The 22,143-nt window shown below is 36.1% G+C and carries 21 protein-coding genes and 1 riboswitch; of the genes, 9 read left to right on the top strand and 12 right to left on the bottom strand.

What is annotated here, in order from left to right; genetic code table 11:
- Positions 1-44: 44 nt before the first annotated feature.
- A riboswitch (SAM riboswitch) is annotated at positions 45-211 on the bottom strand.
- A 267-nt stretch (positions 212-478) separates the two neighbouring features.
- On the bottom strand, positions 479-979 hold the full coding sequence (locus tag O1A01_RS09015; RefSeq protein ID WP_084380477.1) for a fasciclin domain-containing protein: 501 nt from the start codon (positions 977-979) through the stop codon (positions 479-481).
- Between the two features lie 296 nt (positions 980-1,275).
- Here O1A01_RS09015 and O1A01_RS09010 point away from each other — a divergent pair, with 296 nt between their 5' ends.
- From O1A01_RS09010 to O1A01_RS09000, 3 genes are read left to right on the top strand one after another with little or no spacing between them, the layout of a single operon-like run.
- Positions 1,276-1,698, top strand: a complete 423-nt coding sequence (locus O1A01_RS09010; protein ID WP_066417109.1) for a VOC family protein — start codon at positions 1,276-1,278, stop codon at positions 1,696-1,698.
- A 34-nt stretch (positions 1,699-1,732) separates the two neighbouring features.
- Positions 1,733-1,999, top strand: a complete 267-nt coding sequence (locus tag O1A01_RS09005; RefSeq protein WP_270066056.1) for a hypothetical protein — start codon at positions 1,733-1,735, stop codon at positions 1,997-1,999.
- Positions 2,000-2,050: 51 nt separating this feature from the next.
- A complete protein-coding gene (locus O1A01_RS09000; RefSeq protein ID WP_270066055.1) occupies positions 2,051-2,671 on the top strand; it encodes an NAD(P)-dependent oxidoreductase in 621 nt (206 codons plus the stop codon).
- A 112-nt stretch (positions 2,672-2,783) separates the two neighbouring features.
- Here O1A01_RS09000 and O1A01_RS08995 read toward each other — a convergent pair whose 3' ends face one another.
- The 3 genes from O1A01_RS08995 to speB form a co-directional block, all read right to left on the bottom strand.
- Entirely contained in the window at positions 2,784-4,067 is a 1,284-nt protein-coding gene (locus O1A01_RS08995) for a serine hydrolase (protein WP_270066054.1), read from the bottom strand.
- Between the two features lie 685 nt (positions 4,068-4,752).
- Entirely contained in the window at positions 4,753-6,153 is a 1,401-nt protein-coding gene (locus tag O1A01_RS08990; RefSeq protein ID WP_066417099.1) for a YjiH family protein, read from the bottom strand.
- Between the two features lie 63 nt (positions 6,154-6,216).
- A complete protein-coding gene (speB, locus tag O1A01_RS08985; protein WP_066417096.1) occupies positions 6,217-7,200 on the bottom strand; it encodes an agmatinase in 984 nt (327 codons plus the stop codon).
- Positions 7,201-7,767: 567 nt separating this feature from the next.
- Here speB and O1A01_RS08980 point away from each other — a divergent pair.
- Positions 7,768-7,941, top strand: coding sequence for a cysteine-rich CWC family protein (locus O1A01_RS08980; RefSeq protein ID WP_270066390.1), 174 nt, complete (start codon positions 7,768-7,770; stop codon positions 7,939-7,941).
- Positions 7,942-8,013: 72 nt separating this feature from the next.
- On the opposite strand, the gene O1A01_RS08975 is transcribed toward O1A01_RS08980, so the two are convergent.
- Together O1A01_RS08975 and O1A01_RS08970 are read right to left on the bottom strand one after the other, a co-directional pair.
- Positions 8,014-9,390, bottom strand: coding sequence for an MFS transporter (locus O1A01_RS08975; RefSeq protein ID WP_270066053.1), 1,377 nt, complete (start codon positions 9,388-9,390; stop codon positions 8,014-8,016).
- Between the two features lie 81 nt (positions 9,391-9,471).
- Positions 9,472-11,766 carry a beta-glucosidase family protein gene (locus O1A01_RS08970; protein WP_066417090.1) on the bottom strand — a complete coding sequence of 765 codons (2,295 nt, stop codon included), beginning with the start codon at positions 11,764-11,766 and terminating at the stop codon, positions 9,472-9,474.
- 166 nt (positions 11,767-11,932) lie between these two features.
- On the opposite strand from O1A01_RS08970, the gene O1A01_RS08965 reads away from it, so the two are divergent.
- From O1A01_RS08965 to O1A01_RS08955, 3 genes are all read left to right on the top strand, one after another.
- Positions 11,933-13,171: a helix-turn-helix domain-containing protein gene (locus O1A01_RS08965; protein WP_066417089.1), complete on the top strand. Its 1,239-nt coding sequence runs from the start codon at positions 11,933-11,935 to the stop codon at positions 13,169-13,171.
- Positions 13,172-13,416: 245 nt separating this feature from the next.
- The gene (locus O1A01_RS08960; protein WP_066417087.1) at positions 13,417-13,623 is read left to right on the top strand and encodes a helix-turn-helix transcriptional regulator; all 207 of its coding nucleotides are present in this window, start codon (positions 13,417-13,419) and stop codon (positions 13,621-13,623) included.
- Positions 13,623-14,102 carry a hypothetical protein gene (locus O1A01_RS08955; protein WP_066417084.1) on the top strand — a complete coding sequence of 160 codons (480 nt, stop codon included), beginning with the start codon at positions 13,623-13,625 and terminating at the stop codon, positions 14,100-14,102. Before O1A01_RS08960 ends, O1A01_RS08955 begins: the two co-directional genes overlap by 1 nt.
- A gap of 106 nt (positions 14,103-14,208) precedes the next feature.
- Here O1A01_RS08955 and O1A01_RS08950 read toward each other — a convergent pair whose 3' ends face one another.
- Positions 14,209-15,120, bottom strand: a complete 912-nt coding sequence (locus tag O1A01_RS08950) for a ketopantoate reductase family protein (protein WP_066417082.1) — start codon at positions 15,118-15,120, stop codon at positions 14,209-14,211.
- 214 nt (positions 15,121-15,334) lie between these two features.
- On the opposite strand from O1A01_RS08950, the gene O1A01_RS08945 reads away from it, so the two are divergent.
- The gene (locus O1A01_RS08945) at positions 15,335-17,608 is read left to right on the top strand and encodes an ATP-dependent DNA helicase (protein ID WP_066417079.1); all 2,274 of its coding nucleotides are present in this window, start codon (positions 15,335-15,337) and stop codon (positions 17,606-17,608) included.
- 140 nt (positions 17,609-17,748) lie between these two features.
- On the opposite strand, the gene O1A01_RS08940 is transcribed toward O1A01_RS08945, so the two are convergent.
- Positions 17,749-17,985 (bottom strand): DUF3977 family protein, encoded by a 237-nt coding sequence (locus O1A01_RS08940; protein ID WP_066417076.1) that lies wholly within the window; start codon positions 17,983-17,985, stop codon positions 17,749-17,751.
- A gap of 41 nt (positions 17,986-18,026) precedes the next feature.
- A complete protein-coding gene (locus tag O1A01_RS08935) occupies positions 18,027-18,563 on the bottom strand; it encodes a hypothetical protein (RefSeq protein ID WP_066417072.1) in 537 nt (178 codons plus the stop codon).
- Positions 18,564-18,956: 393 nt separating this feature from the next.
- On the opposite strand from O1A01_RS08935, the gene O1A01_RS08930 reads away from it, so the two are divergent.
- Positions 18,957-19,784, top strand: coding sequence for an alpha/beta fold hydrolase (locus tag O1A01_RS08930; RefSeq protein WP_270066052.1), 828 nt, complete (start codon positions 18,957-18,959; stop codon positions 19,782-19,784).
- A gap of 411 nt (positions 19,785-20,195) precedes the next feature.
- Here the strand turns inward: O1A01_RS08930 and O1A01_RS08925 are convergent, their stop codons facing one another.
- The 3 genes from O1A01_RS08925 to O1A01_RS08915 all read right to left on the bottom strand — a co-directional run bounded on the left by O1A01_RS08925 (position 20,196) and on the right by O1A01_RS08915 (position 22,028).
- A complete protein-coding gene (locus O1A01_RS08925; RefSeq protein ID WP_270066051.1) occupies positions 20,196-20,546 on the bottom strand; it encodes a hypothetical protein in 351 nt (116 codons plus the stop codon).
- Between the two features lie 107 nt (positions 20,547-20,653).
- Positions 20,654-21,442, bottom strand: coding sequence for a class I SAM-dependent methyltransferase (locus tag O1A01_RS08920; protein WP_270066050.1), 789 nt, complete (start codon positions 21,440-21,442; stop codon positions 20,654-20,656).
- A gap of 16 nt (positions 21,443-21,458) precedes the next feature.
- Positions 21,459-22,028 carry a hypothetical protein gene (locus O1A01_RS08915; RefSeq protein WP_066417056.1) on the bottom strand — a complete coding sequence of 190 codons (570 nt, stop codon included), beginning with the start codon at positions 22,026-22,028 and terminating at the stop codon, positions 21,459-21,461.
- Positions 22,029-22,143 lie beyond the last annotated feature (115 nt).

Raw genomic sequence — 22,143 nt, 5'->3', positions numbered from 1 at the left:
TTCTAAGCAATAGAAAAGAGGCACATTTATGTAAAAGTCCGTACCTCTTATCTCTCAGAAAAATAGTATCTTTCTGTTGGAATTAGCACCGTGTCACAATGGAAAATCCTAGGCTACTAACATAATTGTTAGTTGCCCCATCTCACAATGGTATTACGACCGGTTGCCGGGCTTCATCGGGCCAAATCCCTCTGCCTGCTCTCGATAAGAGTGTCATATTAAGTTGCTTTATTATATTAATACAATAAAAACAAAAATTCAACCTATTATTATAAAATTAGGAAAAAAGAAACAGTTTGGGACAGAGGGACAGGTCCCTCGTCCACACATTTTTTGGAATTTAAGTAAGAATATATGCAAATCATCTTTCTTGCTTCATGATGTATAATCTCTAAATGAGTGCAAACAATAGTATTTACCACTTCAAGAATGAAAAGACTGAACTGTACCATAAGTACGAACTCAGTCTTTATATCGATTAATTTGCAGGTATTAAAACCGTATCAATGACATGTATAACACCGTTCGAAGCCTGAATATCCGGTTTCACAATGTTGGCATTATTTACACGTGCTGGATTAAGAGAGAAAGTTACTTCTTTAGTAGCAAGTGTTTTTGCCTTCATTCCTTCTTTTAAATCACGTGACATGACTTTACCAGGTACTACATGGTATTGAAGAATTGTTGCTAGGTCTTCTCTTTCTAATAATTGCTCAGGTGTTACGTTTAATTCTTTTAGCAGTTTTTCAAAAGCCGCATCAGTCGGTGCGAAAACGGTAAAAGGACCATCACCTTTTAGCGCGTTCACTAATCCAGCCTTTTCTAAAGCTGCTGCTAATGTTTTAAACTCACCTGCTTCTAATGCTGTATCAACAATGTCTTTCGTAGGTGCAGGATTCTCAGCTCCTAATGCACTAGTAGATAAGGACATTACCATTAATACAACTAATAAACCCATAATCAACTTCACTTTCTTCATATTTCTTACCTCCTTTTTATTTACATCTACTATCCGTTACGCTTTTATGATGCGTCACACCCCATGTATGTATTCTCCAATGTATAGTATTTTGATTAGTCGTTATTTTTATCCAAAGAAATTTCCTATTACAATTGGACAGGATCGTCAAGCACACACTTTTAGTAATGCTACAAATATATGCGTGCACGCAAATCCATCTCAAAAACGTTGTACTCTTTATCAAATATATTTTTTCCTAATAACTAATTGTTGTTATAATTAACTTAAACAATATAGTTTAGGAGATGCCATTTATGAAGCCCCGAGTTACTGTAATTACTTTAGGTGTAGATAATTTAGAAAAATCTTTGGTTTTCTATCGTGATGGTCTTGGCCTTCCCACAAATGGCATAGTCGGTGAAGAATTTGAAAATGGCGCAGTTGCTTTTTTTGAGTTACAACCTGGATTAAAACTTGCCATTTGGAATCGAAAAGATATTGCTCATGAAGCAAAAGTTACCTTATCTGCACCAAGCACTACCGAATTTACTTTAGGTCACAATGTTAATAGTAAAGCCGAAGTTGACGATATAATGGAACAAGCAAAACAGGCAGGAGCAACTATAACTGATCCCGCACACGACACTTTCTGGGGTGGATATTCTGGTCACTTTCAAGACCCAGATGGTCACTTATGGGAAGTAGTTTGGAATCCTCAATGGGATACAATTGAGTAACCTTAAGACCATTAAGAACAAAAGGAGAAATATTATGGAGAAAGTTAAAGCAATCGTTTTGTTTAGTAGGCAAGATAAACCACGTAAGGTGTTTAAGACTATGGCAGAAGCACAAAGGTACTGTGTAGAAAATATGATATGTAATCAAGGTTGGGTTACACGTAGCTTAGAAACAGGGCAGAGGTTTTATGAAGCACAGAATGGTGGTTACACAATTAGCCACAACGGTTATGAGGGGCACGGAATGTATGTGAGATGGGCTAAAGTGAAACCCGAAGTGTTGGAAAGAAGAAATAGGTAAATCTGCAATTTTTACAGAAAAATATTAGTATTTGCTAAAGGAGGTTCCCTCTTGAATATTTTAGTTTTAGGTGCAACAGGACGAGTTGGAAGTCTAATAGTTACATATGCTCTTCAAGACAATCATCGTGTTACTGTAATAGTTCGCACCCCCGAAAAAATACAAATAAACAATGATAATTTAACGATCATTCAAGGGAATGTGTTAAATAAAGATGATATCGTCCGGGTAATGCATGGAATTGATGTAGTTATTAGTGCACTAAATACGGATGGCAACGACACTCTATCTGAAAGCATGCCACTAATTATCGAGGCAATGGAAAACGAGAGTATTAAACGAATGATAACGGTTGGAACTGCAGGTATTCTTCAAAGTAGAACTACCCCTAATACTCTTCGTTATCTATCAAGTGAATCAAAGCGTAAGTCAACCCGTGCAGCAGAAGAACATCATAAAGTTTACGATATCCTTAAAGAGTCAACACTCGACTGGACCATTGTTTGTCCTACGTATTTACCGAACGGAGAAAAAATAGGTAAATATCGTGTAGAACGTAATTATTTACCGGAGAACGGGGCTGAAATTTCTGAACCGGATACAGCTGAATTTACATATAACCAGATTGAATCAAGCGATTATATTAAATCTCGTGTAGGTATCGCCTACTAATGTATGATTGACTGAACAGGAAACTCGTATACACAAATAGCGGAAACACACCATATAAAGCGAGTTTCCGCTATTATTTAACCACATCCACCACGTTGTTGAACCTTAAACTCTATCTTTCATTAAGAACTTTAAGTAAGAACGAGTTCATACTTCGATTCATTTTAATAAATTCAATAAAGTTAAATCCCTCTGTAAAAATAATTACTTCGATTTTCTTTCCGTTTTTGTCTTCAATATAAAGAGCTTGGTTTAAAACAAATGCAGTTGAACCACCTTTCGCTCCGAAGTGTGCATACTTTTCTCGGTTGGAAGTATGTAGCTCCATTGGCCACTCCATTATTTCACGGAGAATGCCTTCTCCTCCTGGAAGAGTTGCCTTATCATTAGAAATCGCTTCCATTACCTTTCCATAGTCTTCTACTGTCGCGTTTGGTAATCGGTTAGACCATATTTTTTGTAGCTCCATTGGGATGGAAACAGTACCATCGAAAAATGCTGCCTCCCCCTTCTTCAATACGTTATGAATCTCCCAAGCAAGCTCTCTGTATTCTTCTAGCGTTATAGATTGAAGCATTTCCTCTAATTGTTGATTGCTCAAACCTCCACCATGCTGATCATTTATATATTCTGAAGCTAACAAAGATGCCACGATAGGAAAAACAGGGTCGTGATTTTCCAACTCTAACTCCTCTACGACTCTATTAATGGACGCTTCACCTAGCTTTTCCAATAGAAAATCGGTATTTGCATTGGAACTATATCTAATCATTCCCTTTGCTACTTCCTGTAAACTGACTTCATTGTTTACGACTTTTCCAGCTTCTCGCATTTCGTTTAGCCAAGCTGGATGTGCCCCACCATCTGTATTAGCAAGATGAAATTTTTCTAGCTCATCTAACGGAATACGTTCTTCCGAATCAATGGTGCCCTTCACCACTTCATTGGCATACGCAATCGCAACAATTGTCTTTACAACACTCGCCAAAGGTCGTTTAACATCGCTCTCCTGACTCACAATCACTTCGCCATTTACACTTACATGCATAGAAGCTAATTCCGGGTTGTTTTTTATGTAATTTTCTACATAGTTGGGATCGTCATGAAATAAGTAAAAAGCTCCACCAGCAATAAAAAGTAGCACAATGCCAGCGATAATAAGTCCTCTTTTTGTGTAGGTAGATTTGTCGGTAAGAAAGCTGACAACTATAACAAAAATAATAGGAATCAACGGGGGAATAATTAAAAATTCAATTGCAAGTACTGCTAGTAAAACGGAAGAGGTAACTAAAATGGCTTGAGTAATTTTCCATCTCGTTCTATTTTTACGAGATAATAGCGGCAATGTGTGTAACAAAATAAACCCAACAAACACAATCCATAAATAAAGGTACATAGTAAATATCCTTTCTCATTAGTTTCGAAAAAAAACATGCCTTTCTGGAGATCTTGATGTCGTGAGGTTCAGTTCAAAGGAGTCTGCCATGGAGGAATGCCACCTAGAATAAGTTTTTGCACAAAATATTATACCATGAACAGAGTGGGTTTTCCGTAAAATGGAATAATTCACTCGATAAAGAACAAGCCTGCCCCTGACCGAATACACCTTTATCGGTCAAGTGACAGACCACAATGATTTCATATTTTGATTCGAAAAATTTATTGAGAAACTATTTTTATCCGATTCTTCCTCTGCCTAACCAAAGTTCCGAACATTTTCGCCATTGATTACTGTTTCTTACCCATTATGCAAAATGTTTAATGGCTGTAGCAGATTCTGCTGACGAAAATATAGCATCTCCATATAACAAATCCCTTAGACTTTTACCTTAATTACAATTACATATTTTTGACCAAAAGCAGAGAAGAACTTTTAAGAATAGAGGGTAGGACACGTAAAAGTTGAGAGTATTGATGAGAGTTTTATTATAATGTTACATAAGAGATACTCGTAACCTATAAAGATAATAGTTTCATAGTAAAAATTAGCAATAAAAATACACACCCCCATTTTCTAGGAGGTGTGTTCTTATCTGGGGATTTTTTCAGGAAATTTGTATAGAAAAATATTCTTAATTTAACTAAATAAGTAGATGCATAAATAATGCAATAATTGGAATTGCTATAATTGTTCTTTGAAAAAAGATAATTACAAGTTCCTTTGCAGTAATCGGAACACCTGTAGCTAAGATTATTACTGCAGTCTCTGCAAAGAAAATAATTTGAACTAAGCTTAATACAGCAATAAAAAATGCAGCCCCAACACTTACCCCTGCATCAGCAATTAATAGCACTGGCAAGTACATCTCTGTAATACCTACAATAGTTGATGCAGCAATTGCTTGTGCATCTGGTACTCCAAACAAAGTCAATATAGGGACCATAGGAATTCCTAACCATGTAAATATAGGTGTATATTCAACCAGAATTAACCCTGTTAAACCTACAGCAGTTATTAAACATAGTATCTTCGGTACTAAACTTGCACCTTCCAAAAATCCCTTCATTAGTTCCTTTCCAATTGATTCTGCTTGATATGATCTATTAACAGCTCTGTTAACTGCATTTCTAAATAATTGAACATTATATTTTATATTAGTTTTTCTATCTTCTTCTGTTTGTATTTGGCCGTTATAGTACACGTCTGGTTTTCTAGATAATGGTGGTATTCGCACTATAATGGCTGCTATTATAAGCACGGTTAGAAATGCTACTAGAAATACAGTAGTAAACATTGGTAATAACCCTACAGTATTCGCTACCAAAGCAGCAAATCCAATACTTACGACACAAAAGCTAGTAGCAATTGTAGCTGCTTCTTTTTTCGTGTACACATTTTCCTTGTATAGTTTACTAGTTATATAGGCTCCTACCGATGATGCCCCAAAAAAAGAAGAAACCGTATCAAGTGCAGCATTACCTGGAATTTTAAAAAGTGGACGCATAATTGGTTCAAGCAAAGTTCCTACAAACTGTAAACCACCAAACGATATGAAGAAAACAACAAACATACCCCCTAAAGCTACAATTATGCCAACTGGAAGTGCAATATCATTAATTATAACTCCTCCAGTATAAGGTCCAATAATCATCTCAGGACCAAATTGGAAGGCAAACATAATTGAGTAAACAGCTGCAACAACATATATAATCCCTAACAATATTGAATCTGATTTATATAGATTTTTAATCCAATTATTTTTCTTTAAAATATACCTACTATACATAAAACCAACAGCATTTAAAAATATAATTCCTACAACAGTCCAAAACCATATTGCGCCTAAGTTGTCTACAATAAAGTTAACAATAAGTCCAAATAAAATATTCGTATCATTCTCACCTATTTGGAGCGGAACAAAAAAGATGAGTCCTCCTAAAACTAAACAAAAAAACGATTTTAATAAATTTTTATAATATACTTGTTGACCTAATTCCGCTTTTAAACTTACCGGCTGTACAGCTTTTTCTTTTAGTAGCATTTAACAACCCCCAATTAGAATAATAAAACTAAAAAATTATAATATATTTTGTAGGTCACTTAATTAGAAAGTATAATTCGACTTATTGGGTACTGGTATATTTCCTCGTTTATTTGAAGCAACTAGGGAGATAAATTCGTAACAAATATTTGCAGCAGCAATACTTGTTACTCTAGTAATGTCTCTGTCCGGTAAAACTTCTACACAATCAAATCCTATTAAGTTTAATCCATTCAACTGTCTAACAAACTCCTGAGCTTCAAAAGTTGTAAACCCTCCTATTTCGGGAGTACCAGTACCTGGTGCATATGCAGGATCAAGGAAGTCTATATCAAAGCTTACATAGACAGGATTATTCCCCACTCTTTCGTGTATAATTTCTCCTAATTGATCCGCAGTAATCTTTTTTAAGGAAGTGGTTGGTATGACCTGATATCCTAAATTCTCAGCATCAGAGATGTCATCTGGATTATACAAACTACCTCTCATTCCGATTTGAATAGACTTTTCTGAATTCACTAAGTTCTCCTCTACAGCTCTTCGAAACACAGTACCGTGAGTATACTTTCTACCAAAATACGAATCCCATGTATCACTATGCGAATCAAAGTGTACTAGACTTACTGGGCCATATCTATCCGCCATCGCCCTCAAAATAGGCAAGGATATTGAATGGTCTCCACCAATCATTATCGGAACAACATCATTTTTTAACAGAAGATTAAGTTGTTCTTCTATTAACTTATAAGAGTCCTCAATATATCCAGGGTTAACTACAAGGTCTCCGTAATCTACCCCCGAGCAATGTTCAAATATATCCACTGACAAGCTTGGATTATAAGGTCTTAACAAAGAAGACATTGAACGAACTGCTTCTGGTCCAAATCTAGTTCCTACTGCGAAACTTCCACCAGTGTCAAAAGGGACTCCAACAACCGCAAAATCTATATTTTCTTCAGTTTTTACATGAGGTAACCTCATAAATGTTTTTATACCACTAAAACGTGGAGATTCCTGTGAATTTACAGGTGAATATTTTTTACTCATTTTAACTCCTCCTATTTTTGGCCACATACTAAGGCAAGGGATTATTTACTGTAATACTGAAGTAGAAATATATTAAAGAAAAAATGATTGGACTTAACCACCAAATAATTGGTAGCGCTTTCGAAAAAAAGGTTGACCATATAACCTTTTCTAACCACCCCCCACGTGATTATATTATTCTAATACCAAAGATTCATTTTGCAAAAGATAATAGTCAAATAATAAATAATTTTCAGACTTGTTTCATTAGACGTTCTGTAACATTAATCAAATAACATCTAGACATAACGTTATAAAATTATAAATTTAGAATTGTCTTCGTGAACTTGTATCATTACTTTTCTACCCTATAGGACTAAAAACTTATTCTTTAAGGCCTTATCAGACAAAGTAATAATACAAACAGTGGAGACCTTCTGAAAGATAAATGCTTGATATTATTAGTAACCATATTTAAACTTTGATTATTACTGCATTTATAAAGAGATTAATTATTTCTCAAAGAGAGGATAAAAGCAATTGGCAAAAAAACTTAATAAACAAAAAGAATGTCCAATTTGTAGCGGAATGAATAACTGTAATAAAAACGGAGATTGTTGGTGTGGTTATGAATTTTTTCCGATAGAAATTTTTGATCTTATCCAAGAAGGACAATTAGGGAAATCTTGCATTTGTAAGGACTGTTTGGATCAATTTAAGTCGGATAATAATTTTAAAATTCGAGTGAACACAAGGGAATAAAGACAGCCCGTCCGCCTAAAATTGAAGGCAAACGGGCTTTAACTGGTTATATGGTGGTCCAAACTCTAAATTTTATGAATCTTTTCGTGCTTGTAAGTCTGCTAGGATTTGTTGGTAGATTTTATCTAGCTTATAGAAATTAAGAATGATAATTTGTAGTACTGAAATAATTGCAGGTGCCCAAACGAATAAGAAGATAATCATGGAAGTTGCAGAATCAGTTTGCTCCGCAGCTCCTCCAACATAACCACCGAGTGATAAGGCCCATCCCATTGCCGCTGCACCAAGTCCCATCCCAACTTTCGTACCAAAACTTCCCGCGCTATACACTAAACCTTCTGTTCTTAGGCCCGTTTTCCATTCTCCATATTCGATTGTGTCGGCTAGCATGGCAAAGATAGAAGCTGCCATTGGAACAGAACCAATCCCACGGACAATAGAGCCGACTAATACTAGTGTGAAGTTTGTTGGGTCAACGAGAATGATAGCGGTTCCAATTAATCCAAAGATCAATCCAAATATAATAGCATTACGTTTACCGAATTTCTTTATAATAGGAGCTACAAATAGTAAGCCAATCATTAAAGGGAATAAACCGGCTAAACCAAGTGGTCCAACTAACGCAGTATTTTCAAGAATATATTGTGCATAGTAAACATTAAGTCCACCACCAAGCCCCATTCCAGTGTATGAAACTAGTAAAAACACTACCATTAGCGCCCAATATTTATTCTTGAATAAAGCCTTAACACCTTTTTTTATTGGAACGTTAGATTGTTCAGCATTTACAGCTGTTACACGTTCCTTTGTTGTTAAAAAGGTAATAAGGAACAGAATACCTGCAAGGATACCGAAAATAGTGAAGGTTACCGTCCAACCTGTTTTTCCTCCCCCAAAAGCTTCTACAAGAGGAATCGTAAAGAAAATAACAATAGAAGTAGCTATAAGTGCGGAAAACATTCGAAAAATATTTAAGGTAGCTCGTTGATAGCTGTCTTGTGTCATACGTGCATTTAATACACCGTAAGGAATATTAATACCTGTGTAAATGATATGAACAACGTTATAAGTAATCGCAATATAAATTAACATACCTACTGAACCTAAATCTGGAACAGTGAACATCATAATGGCAGATATCGTAAATGGTATTGCTAGCCATAATAACCATGGTCTTGCTTTTCCATGCTTTGAATTTGTTTTGTCAACAATCGCTCCCATTCCAATGTCTGTAAACCCATCCAATAGTCTTGATAGAAGAATAATTGTACCAACCGCAGCTGCTGAGGCACCAGCTACATCCGTATAGTAGAAGACTAGGAAAGTTGACACTGCTGCAAATACTAGATTACTTGCTAAGTCACCAAAACCATAACCCATTTTCTCTACAAACCCAATTTTCGCTTCTACAGGTGTATCTACAACCTCTTCCTTTCTAATTGCTCCCATTGTAAAGCCTCCTTTTCAACCTTTTTTTCTTTAATGGAGCCCCAAACCAATAGGTTCATTGGTCTGGAGCATTCATAACTATTAGTGAGCTACAACTTGAGAAACGGCATCGTTTAATTTTTTTAGTAAATTAGTGAGCATTTCTTCTGTGAAAGATTCATTGAAAGATACGAGCGTTCGAAGTGGCATATATTTCATCATTGCCGCCATCATCTCTGATTGATCCGCTTCCACTGCTTCCATCATAGGACTATTTTTGTTGATTTCAGCAAGTGCTTCCTGTAATACTGGCCCAGCATGAGGATGAACCATAATATCCCCTATCGTTGATGTTCTAGAGAAACTAACTGGTAAGGAAACAGTAGATCCTACATTCACTTCTTCTGATAACACAATATCCGTAGAGGATTTCCCTACTAAAATCTCAAATACACCCGTTTCCACATGCCAATCCTTTAATTGAACGTTATAGTAAGCAAAGGCGCGTTTATCAAGGGTAAACGTAATAGTCGTTTCTTCACCTGCTTTCAGCGAAACTTTTTCGAATCCTTTTAATTCTTTTGATGGTCGAATAACGCTTGTTTCTACATCGCGTACATATAGCTGAACGACTTCTTTACCGGCAACAGTGCCACTATTTTTCACCGTTACATAAACATCTACTGTTTCTTCGTCTGTTAATTCCTTTTTATCGACTGAAATAGCCGTATAATCAAAAGTAGTATAGCTTAAGCCGTAACCGAATGGGAATAACGGTTCAATTTCCTTCGTATCGTAATAGCGATAGCCAACAAAAATTCCTTCTTTGTACTCTACTTTGTCACCTTCTCCTGGGAAGTTAAGGTGAGATGGATTATGACTAAGTTTTTGCGGGAATGTTTCCGCTAATTTACCAGATGGATTTACTTCTCCGAATAGAACATCTGCTACAGCCCCACCAAATGCTTGTCCTCCTAGATATCCTTCAAGCAACCCTTTTACATTCCCTAACCAAGGCATCTCAATTGGCGCACCATTACTTAAAACGACAATGACATTCGGTTGTACTTCAGAAACTGCTTCAATAAGTCGTTGATGATTCGCAGGAATGTGTAAATGTGTACGGTCATAACCTTCTGATTCGTAACGATCTGGAAGTCCAGCAAATACTACCGCTACATCAGACTGAATAGCAAGATCTTTCGCCTCTAAAATTAGCTGCTCATTAATGTCGTCTGAGTCTAACTTATACCCTTCCGCATAAAACACATCCGCTTTTCCAGCTAATATCTCCATTTCCTCAAACACATTATCTAGTTTAGTAGGAACGACGTGAGAGCTTCCTCCACCTTGGTATCTAGACTGTTTTGCAAATGCACCAAGTACTGCAATCTTCCCTTCTTTTTTCAGTGGAAGGATTTCCTCTTCGTTTTTGAGAAGTACCATGCTTTCACTAGCCACTTGTCTAGCTAGAGCGTGATGAGCTTCTTTGTCATATGTTGCATTTTCCTTTTTCTCGTCTACCGATCTAAAAATAATCGTTAGCAGTCTTTCTACTGCGTCGTTAAGAACCTCTTCTGATAAACTGCCGTTTTTCACCGCTTCGACGATTTTTTTGTCTCCTTCCCCATTACTAGAAGGCATTTCTAGCTCCAAGCCTGCTTCTAAAGCGTGGGCCCTTTCATTTACAGCTCCCCAATCAGACACGACAAAGCCTTCATGTCCCCACTGTTTTTTCAAAATATCAGTTAATAATGTTTTATTTTCAGAGGCGAATTCTCCATTTACTTGGTTATAAGAACACATTACCGTCCACGGTTGTGCTTTTTTCACAGCACCTTCAAAGCTAGCAAAGTAAATTTCTCGAAGCGTTCGCTCATCGACTACTGCATCAGTTGACATTCTACGGTGCTCTTGATTGTTTGCGGCAAAGTGCTTTAAGGAGGTACCGACACCTTGACTTTGTACCCCATTAATGTGACTTGCTGCAAGCTCAGATGAAAGATAAGGATCCTCGGAAAAATATTCGAAGTTACGTCCACATAATGGAGAACGTTTAATGTTAGCACCTGGTCCAAGAAGTACCGCCACATCTTCTGCTTGGCACTCTTCCCCTAAGGCTACTCCTACTTTGTTAATAAGGTCTCTATCCCAAGATCCTGCTAATCCCGCTGCAGAAGGAAAACATGTTGCTGGAACACTATCAAAAAGTCCAAGATGATCAGCACCTTGTTTTTGTTTTCGTAATCCATGTGGTCCATCCGTAACCATTACGGAAGGTATTCCTAATCGTTCCACTGGTTTTGTATTCCAAAAGTCTAAGCCAGAGCATAACCCTGCTTTTTCTTCTAACGTTAATTCTTGGATAAGTTGTTGGATAGTCTCTTTACGATTCATAAGAACCTCCTATTAAGTACTTTTTTCTCTTTCTTGATTTGAATTTTAACCGTTTTCAGAGTATTATTTTTGTAAATAAATAATTTTTTTGGTAAAAATATAATTTTATTAAAGCGTTTTCAATGAGAGAATTATTAAAATGCAAATGTGAAAATTGGAGGTACATATGGAAAGTGGAACGAGACGGGATATCGAATACTTTAGTAAGCTTATACATGAAACAGTGCATATACCTGTTTTTTATATGAATAAGGACTTTGAGATGATTACAGGATTTCCGGCAATTTTTACTGGTAATCCGTTATATCCATCAAACGATGAAATATATCGACAATTAGATATTTACAGTGACCCATGGCATATCCCGGTTTTAAGAACCACAAACTTTCTCGAGAATTTTATCTCTATTAAAGTTGGTAATAATGATGAATTTGAAGGTGCTTGGATTTTAGGTCCTTCTGTTTACTCTCCTATTGCATTTGAAACCATTAATGGGTTGCTGAATGATTTTCAGGTTAGAGTAACAGCAGATATCATAAAGGAATACTACGATTCTTTACCAGTGATTAACAAGCTCACTCTACTCCATGCGGGTCTTCTAGCTACTAATCTCCTTTATTCGAAGCGACTTTCCGTTACTGACGTTATTCAAAAGGATTCTAGTTTGGCAAATAATATTATCATTGGAGAAAACCCTGATTTACACGTGTCAAAAAACAGACAAGAAATCTCCTTTCATGCCTCCTATGAATGGGAACAAAAACTGATGCAATGTGTGAAAGAGGGGCGAAAAGAAGAGCTCATTAAAAGATTGGTTGTTCCTGATACAGAAGGGAAACCAGGTATACTTTCAAAGAAGAGCCATCTGAGGAGCGAAAAGAACTTAGCTATATCCGCCATTACATTAGCGACGCGTTACGCCATTGACGGAGGTCTTCACCCTGAGTTGGCTTACACGATGAGTGATTTATATATACAAGGGTTAGAAGAAATGAAGGATGCGTTAGAGTTGCAAACATATTTAAGAGAAGCCCTATGTGACTTTACAGATCGCGTAAACAAGGCAAAGCATCATAAGTACAGTACGCCTATTATCGAATGTCAGTCTTATATTTTTAAACACCTTTATGAAGAAATTACGTTAGGACAGCTGGCGAAAGTTGTGAATATGCACCAAAACTATTTATCAGCCTTGTTTAAAAAAGAGGTAGGTATGACTATTACTGAATATATTATTAAATTAAAAGTGGAAGAGGCGAAAAAGCTTCTAACACATTCTGAATATGAAATATCGGAAATCTACACTTGGCTTAATTTTCACGATCAAAGTCATTTTACGAAAGTATTTAAAAAGTACACTGGAACTACACCTAAAAAGTTTAAATTTAGTAAGGGGCTGACGTGAGCAAAGGGGCAGGAATACTGTCCCTTTTGTCATTTTGAAGATTTGTCTTACTTACTTTTCTTTATAAATAAAAAGCTTGCAAATGCAGCCTTTAAGATAGAATATTCTACAGCATCTCTTCATCACCTTAGTAATTTTTAATAAAAATGTAAACCTCCCTTGACATCTCACGGAATGTAAAGTATCCTTTACTTATACTTCAATGTAAAGTTAACTTTACAAAAAATGTCGGAGGTTAGTAAACAATGAAAAATCGGATAAAGGAATTGCGCAAAACAAAAAAGATGACGCAAGAAGATTTGTCCAAGAGGGTTGGTGTCTCTAGACAATCAATCATTGCTATTGAATTAGGAAAATATAATCCATCCATTGAACTAGCATATAACATTTCAAAGGCATTTGATTGCACAATTGAAGAGGTATTTATCTTTGATGAAGGAGGAGAAGGGTAATGGGGGTACAAATTGCAGGGTTAATTGGATTATACGGTGGTGCAACAATTGGAATTTTGGGATGGTGGTTTGGTAGACGTCTAGCGAACAAAAATCGTGGGTTAGATGAACTATACGAACATATTTGGCAAAAAGCGCGCTCAATCTCATGGTACTTCACTCTTGTTAGCGTCTACATTTTCTTTTCGCTATTGTTATTTGGAATTGAATTGAACGTCGCGATGGTTCTTGGGATAATGTTAACCGTTCATTTGGCAAGTTGGGGAATAACAGGCATGATTTTATCCATAAATATGAGTATGGAAAATCCGTTAAAACCTTCTAGAGTCAAATTTGGAATCGCAATTGTGGCCGTATCCCTAATTAGTTTTACCGTTTTATCTATTACAACTGGGAACTGGTGGTTTCTAATTGCTAGCATTCCCCCCACTGTCATTGGGTTAATTAGTGCCTTAACTCCTGAAAGAACCGTTGAATAATAAAAACTGAAACGAAGGGATTCAAAAGATTCATGAATCCCCTCTCTCTTTACTAAAAAAGTTTAAAGGCTACCATCATAGGCAGCCTTTTTTCATAGATAAGAATCTACATCATCTCTTCGTACACTTTTAAATTTTGATAGACCGTTTTTAGAATCGGTGCTTCGATGTCGTATTGTTTTGCTAGTTTCATTAAATGCCCTTGTAAATGGTCTCCTTCAATGAATAAACCTTTTTCCATATCGCGCTGCATCGAAGTTTTAAATTGATAAGAAAGTCCGTCTATTGATTTCATTTGCTCTTCGACAATATTATCATCAATTGGTGCTTTACATGCTCTCATAATCTCTGTTACTTCTAGTAATAAACTTCTTATAAAGCCTTTGCCACCTTCACTATCTCGAATTGGTCCCATTGGTGCACGCATAAGTGTCGTCACACCTGACATAGTAGTAATCATTAAATATTTATGCCACATGTCTTTTTTAATTTGGTTACTCATAACAAATTTTGCTTTTGTACCACTAAATGTATCCGCAATTTGTTGGATTCGATCTGTTTCTATATGTTCAAGTTCGCCAAATACAAGACGGTCAAACTTACTCGTATGTACAACTTCGCCTGCTTCATTTAATGTCGTTTCTATAAAGCTTAAGCCTCCTATCACGTTTTCACCAAATGCTTCTTGTAATGGAGATAGGTGGGCTACACCGTTTAATAAAGGAATAATCACTGTATTCTCGCCAACAAACGGTTTCACATCGTTGATTGCTTCTTCTAAGTGATAGGCTTTTGTTGAAAATAATACGATATCAAATGGCGCGGTTTGATCAGTCTTTGTTATTAATTTTGGCGCAAAAGTAAAGTCACCGTTTACACTATGAATAACTAAACCTTTTTCCTCTAGCAGTTGTTTTCGTTTTGAACGAACAAGAAAAGTGACGACTTCTCCTTTTTCTACTAAACGACCTCCGAAATAACCGCCGATCCCTCCAGCCCCTAAAACTAAAATACGCATATGAAACTCCCCTTTAGCTCTTTTTAAGAATATTATATCATTGATAAATGTGAATGTTCCAAGACCACCCAATTAAATTGCCAGTTTATATGTATACGATTTTCCTTTCCGTTCGTCCCCTTTTTCCCATTCCATGCATTTTAAACCAGATTCCCTTTCCTACTATTAACTGCTAAACTAGAAGGAATAGAAACGATTTGGACGGGTGAAATGTATGAAAATTAATATTTCAGTAAGAAGTTTAGTAGAGTATGTATTCCGATCTGGCAGCATCGAGACTGGTTTCCGTACTGCAACTACTATGACAGAGGGTACGAAAGCCCATCAAAAAATACAGAAAACATACGGTGAAAATGACCAAAAAGAAGTGTATGTGCAAACCGAATTTCTTTATGAAGATATTGTCATTCAAGTAGACGGGCGGTGTGACGGGTTACTCGTTCAAGAAGACGGTTCTGTCGTTATTGATGAAATAAAGTCAACCGCCCATTCTCTTGATTACATGACGGAAACTTCTCACCCTGTTCATTGGGCACAAGCAATATTTTATGGATTTATTTATGCAAAAGACAATGAGCTAGACTCCATTACGATACAATTAACGTATTTTCAAGTTCATACAGAAGTAAAGAAGCAGTTTCAACGTAGCATGTCGTTCAAAGAGCTCACCGCTTATGTCGAAGAAGTCATCATTACTTATGGAAAATATGCGAAAGCACGAAAAATTCATCTAACAAAGCGAAATGAAACGAGTAAACAATTAGTTTTCCCCTTTCAAGAATACCGAGCAGGGCAGCGGCAGCTAGCTGGGGCTGTTTATAAATCTATCGTTGATCAGAAAAACTTATTTGCAAGAGCATCTACCGGGATAGGAAAAACAATATCAACTATATTCCCGTCTATAAAGGCAATTGGCGAAGAACATGTTGAGCGCATTTTCTACTTAACAGCGAGAACTATTACTAGAACGGCTGCAGAAGAAGCGTTCCAGCGCTTAATAGATTTAGGTTTACATATAAATGTCGTAACATTAACAGCAAAGGATAAAATATGCTTTCAAGAAGAAATGAACTGTTCGAAGGAGCATTGCCCTTTTTCAGAGGGGTATTATGATAGAATAAATGAGGCAGTTTTAGATATTTTAACCAATGAAAAGTTAATTACACGAACAATAATAGAAGCATACGCTCGAAAACATTCCGTTTGTCCCTTTGAATATTCACTGGATGTAGCCTATTCTGCCGATGTGGTCATTTGTGATTATAATTATATATTCGATCCGAAAGTTTCCTTAAAAAGACTGTGGGATGAACAGAAGAAAAAAACGGTTTTACTTATTGATGAAGCTCATAATTTAGTGGATAGAGGCCGCGAGATGTTTTCCTCTAGTATAAACAAAGCTAGTTTTCTTCAAATAAAAAGAGATTACACTAAGATGAATGACACACTCTCGAAAGCAGCGAAATTAGTAAACGATTATTTATTGTCGGTAAAAAAGAAGGAAACATTTCAAATAAAAGAATTAGATGAAGAAGTTGTTCAGCTGTTAGAAACGTTTATCGAGGAAGCGGAAATGGTGTTAATTCAACAAAGTGACGGGAATGAAATACTGTTAGAAACCTATTTCGCTGCTCAATCGTTTGTGAAAATTTCGAAGCTTTATGATGAACGGTTTGTTACGTATGTAGAAGTAAATAAAAGTGAAGTGACGATGAAGCTGTTTTGTTTAGATCCATCCGAACTTCTACAAAAAACGAGAAAAAGCTTCCGTTCCACTATTTTCTTTTCTGCTACCTTATCACCAACAGACTATTACCAAAACTTATTAGGTGGAAGGTCGGAAGATTACGTTATGAGCATCCCTTCCCCATTTCCACGGGAAAATGCAGAAATAATTATACAGCCACTATCTACAAAGTACCACGATCGAGAGCGAACGATGGGTCCGATGATACAGTTTATGTTAGAGATATTATCTAATAGGGCCGGCAATTTTTTAGTTTTCTTCCCTTCATATGCGTATATGAGGGCAGTTTATGAACAGTTTATAGTAACAGCTCCTGATGTTCCTACTATTATACAAGATGTAGGTATGTCCGAAAGTGAACGAGAAAGGTTCCTCGAATCGTTCCAAGCGGATAATGTAGAACGATTAGTAGGCTTTGCTGTTTTAGGTGGGATTTTTTCTGAAGGAGTAGATTTAGTAGGAGAACGGCTTCAAGGCGTGATCATCGTGGGCGTTGGCCTGCCACAAATCGGTGTAGAACGGGACATTATTAAAGATTATTTCCAGTTCATCGGGAAAAATGGATTTGACTACGCCTACGTATACCCTGGTATGAACAAAGTACTTCAAGCCGGTGGAAGGCTCATTCGTTCCGATTCTGATACTGGAACTATCCTTTTAATAGATGATCGGTTTTTGCAGCGAAAATATCAATCATTACTCCCTTTGGAGTGGCAGCATTATACAGTGCGACGGACGTGAGGTGTCTGTCGCACTTTTACACTTTTAGATATAAATTATTTAGTATGAAAGTAATTTGGAGTTATGGAACATCCCCCGGTTACGGTCGATTTATCAAATACAGCTATAACAAATAAACACGTATTAATTTAGGTTTTACCTTATTTACTTACTAAACCTACAATCACTTTCAAAGAAGCTTTCCTTTTTCTTTGTCGTTTAAAACCTTCCGTAGAATCGATAATGAAAACCGTCTTCCCAATCCAAATTTTGAGATAAATAGATTGTAAAATAATAGGTCGAACAATCCCTCTCTCTTCATGTTCTGAACCATCTTCTCGTTCCGTTTCGGTCCTTACTAGCCATCTATTTCCGACACCAAACTCTATGTATTTCAATTGACATTCACTCCACCCAACCCAATTTCATCCCATATCTATTAATATCCTATTCTAGTTAATTTCCCTTTATCGGGAGTGAATTGATTCCAAACATAACTTCCCAAATATTCCTGACTTTCATCAATTAAATGAAATTCGTTACTAGTAACCTTAATCTTTTTCTCATTTATGACAACATAATATTGATCATTTTCTACTATTTTTTCCTCAATTTTTATAACTCCTGATGTTGATACTTCACCTAAATAATAAACAATCATTCCACTCATTCCACAGACTGCTATAAATATGATTAGGTCGTTGATCAATCGATCAATCGCTGGCCGCTGTTTCAACCTTCTTTTAAATAAATATTTAACAGTTAAAATAATATATACGATGGAAAAAATGGGGATTAACCACATGAGATTTGCCAAGGCTGATATTACTTCATGAAGAGAATAATCAATATTAATCAAAATAGAATATCTATTTATTTGTAGGCTGCAATATGTAATAAGTACAACCCCTAATAGCCAATATTGCGCAATTTTCTTTCTGTCATATAACTTATTTAATTCCGTATTTTCTACCATATGAATCCTCTTTCTATTCTTCTGTATTGTCTTCTCCATACTTTTCACTAAAGTTTAATATCCATTACATTCCATGTCAATTGGTCCATTCAGCGCTCTTTAAAACCAGACGTCTTTTCCAATTATTGTTTCTTCTATAATTACTATACTTGTGTTGGAAGAAACGTCTAAAATTGCCAGTTTCAGCAATGGTTATAGCCTTTGTCCCACAATATCTGGATTAAGCTTACTTGTCTCAGGTGAAATGATTTTTTCTAACCTTTTCTACTACTCTTTATTTTTTTTCGATTTTCTTACTTTACTTTTTTGTAAACATGAAAACTATCATTTCGGAATATAATTTAGAAACATCTTTAGAGTAATTGAACGTTCTCATATAAGGAGGAAAATTCAATGAAACTTAGTAACGGAATGTATGATGAAGTCGACTCAGGAATTGAATTGTATGTTCAGGAAGAAGGAGATGGACAACCTATTGTATTTATTCCAGGGTTTACATTTAGTTCTAACGTCTTCGCGGAGCAAGTACGTCATTTTTCGAAAACTCATCGGGCAATCGTTATTGATCCGAGAAGCCATGGGCGTTCTACAATAACAGTTCATGGAAACGACTACGTTACACACGGAGAAGATTTACAAAAGGTATTGAAGGCACTAAAGGTAGAAAATCCTATACTTGTTGGTTGGTCTTTCGGTTGTTTAACCGTATGGGAATACATTCGCCAATTTGGGACTGATAATATCCATTCGCTCGTTTTTATTGACATGCCACCGAAATCTTTATCGATAAAGCAAGACAAAGATTGGGTAGAAGGTCCTCTCGATGATTTAGCCGCAGCCTATACAAACTTTCTCAGAAATTCGAAAGGTCAGCGTGAATTTATTGCTTCGTATGCAAGTAATGTTATGGTCCAACGCGAGTTAACCGAGGATGAATTTGCTTGGATTATTGATGAATCATTGAACACTCCGTACTATATTGCCCAAAACTTATTCGCTTCGGGACTTTTCTCTGACTATCGTAAGCAAGCTAAGGAAAGCAGTGAATCTGTCCCTACTCTTTATGTTATTGCGGAGCATTGGGCAAAAACAGCCACTAATTACTTAACCACTCTCACTCCAAAAGCTACGGTCAAAGTTTTAGGTGGGCATTTTATGTTTTGGGAGTACAGTAAGGAATTTAATGCTTTCGTTGAACAGTTTTTAGGAGGTAAAAAGTAAACGACAAGGGAGCGATTAATCAAATCGTAATTCACTTTTAATTAGCTTTTATGGCTCAAGGGTGGATTATTTTTTGTCTATAATGATGGAAACAATAAGACTAGCAAACATTTCATATTATTACTAGGTGGACGAGGGGATTTTTGTATGTATATGAATGTCACACATCTATCCGTTATGTGTGAAAGGTTTCCAATTACAACTAGTATGCTATATTCCCAGAATATGAGTGAACGAGTCTCTGTCCCCCGTTCACATCCTCTTTTCATAGAAAACATAGATGTTGAAATTAAGCGCGTGTAGGAATAAGTTTCTTTCTGTTCAACACAATATAAATGATAGAACAAAGGTCGGGGAATATATTTTGAAGTAGTTTTACTGTAGTTTGATACTACCGATCGAGACCTTGTCCTAGTTTTGCTGCTTTACATACCTAGCAATGTCACGTTCGTTTTGCACAGCTTTCTTCCAAATAAAATCTTGATCACTCACTAACGTCTTTAACGTTTCTTCCATTTTCAGGTGTGCAACTTCGTTTTCAAGCTTTAAATTATTTATTGTACCTTTTAGTTCTTCATGATCTGCTTTTACTTTGGCTATTTCTCTCTTCATTTTTTCTTGATTATTTTGATTCATATCAGTCAGTTCTAATCGCATTCCTATTAGTTCTGCTTTCATTTCCGTCTGTTCAGCTTTCATGCTTTCTACCATTTGGATCAATTGAGTCAACATATTTTCCATTTTATCGAAACGTTCTTCCACTTTTCTTCACCTCCTTCTTACGTATATTATAATATAGAATATTATCTGCGAAAAGATAGTGAACGAACAAGCTAGCTTCCGATTGAGAGCTAGCTTTATTATAGGTCTCAGCTATTTATTCTCTTTTCCGCCAAAACCATCCATTCATCGATTTTGTGAGACTCCACCCGATTCTCTTTATTGATTTTAACTGAAAAATAACCCTGTATTTCTTTACTAGCATTTAAGATATATTGCTCCACCCGATCCATTTGTTCTTGGCTACTTGTGGTTCGTGCCACCCAAGAAGGGAATTGAAACGTTTTTTTGCGATTGATAGATTTCGTTTCTTGTAAGCCCGCTTCCGTCATTAACTGTTTCCACTCACTTACTTTTAGTGCCCTTACATGACTCTCATCCCTTAATTTTTCTACCATGTTCATGAATTCATCAAGTGCATCTTCCTCAGGTGCAACATTATCTATTAATACGAATTTTCCACCCGGCTTTAATACTCTACTTACTTCATTTATAAAAAGACCTGGATTTGGAAAGTGATGAGGAGCAATTCGACATGTCACTAAATCAAAAGTACCTTCAAGAAACGGTAGCTTTTCTGCATCAGCAATAACATACCAAATATTCTTGAACTCTTTATTGAGATGTTTTGCAGTATTAGCAAGCATTTTCTCCGTTAAATCAGTGGAAAAAACAGTCCCTATATATGGTGAAAGCGCCTTCGCAACATGCCCTCCACCAGTTGCAATGTCAAGCATTACCCAGTCGGAATTAGGATTAAGCCATTCGACTAATAACGGCAGATCGCTTCCCTTTGCATGTGATTCACTCGCTACATATTGTTGCGCATTTTTCCCGAACACACCTTTCACCTTTTGTTTGATTTGTTGTTCATCCATTGATTCTCCAACCTCCTCAACTTCTTCTCAACAATTCTTTACTTGCATTATGGGCTGATTTCATAAAGGGGTTATGCTTTTTATAATGTATCGGTAAATACTTTATCTCTAAACTTATTTTTGGGTTTTCTCTTTTTTTTCGATCATAAAGAGTTATTAGTTCAGAGTGCAACTTTCTTAAAGAATGAGTCTTTTTAAAGCTAAATTCATTTGATAATAGTCTCTCAATATCATTTACATCAGAGTATATTGTAACGCTGTCATGAAAAATCTCTAAATACTTATTAAAATGCGTCAGCCCAAAAATAACTGCTTTTAGTTCTCCAAATATATTTTTTCCAATAACATCTTTTGGAGAATACACCAGTTGATTTTTCACAATTATTAAACCATTCCTTAAATACGTACAGGCAACAGCCATTTCTCTACTAACTTTACTGCAAGAACTGTCACAATATACATATAACGTGTTTCGACTATAATATTGGTCGTATACCATTTCTTTCAAATCTAATGGAACTTTGTCTTCTCTTTCTCCCCAAAAATTTGGTTTACTTACTTTTTTTACATTTCCTTTTGATTTCATCCATCATCTTCCTCATTGAATAATGATTTCTTAGCTAGTATAAAATCACCGAATTATATTTTCAACATATCTTCCGAATATTCAATTTATAAATAGTGAGTAATGGGTGTTTAGG

The organism is Sutcliffiella sp. NC1 (assembly GCF_027594365.1).
Classification (GTDB): domain Bacteria; phylum Bacillota; class Bacilli; order Bacillales; family Bacillaceae_I; genus Sutcliffiella; species Sutcliffiella cohnii.
Note: the sequence above shows the minus strand (reverse complement) of the source record. Positions and strands in the feature narration are given on the sequence as shown.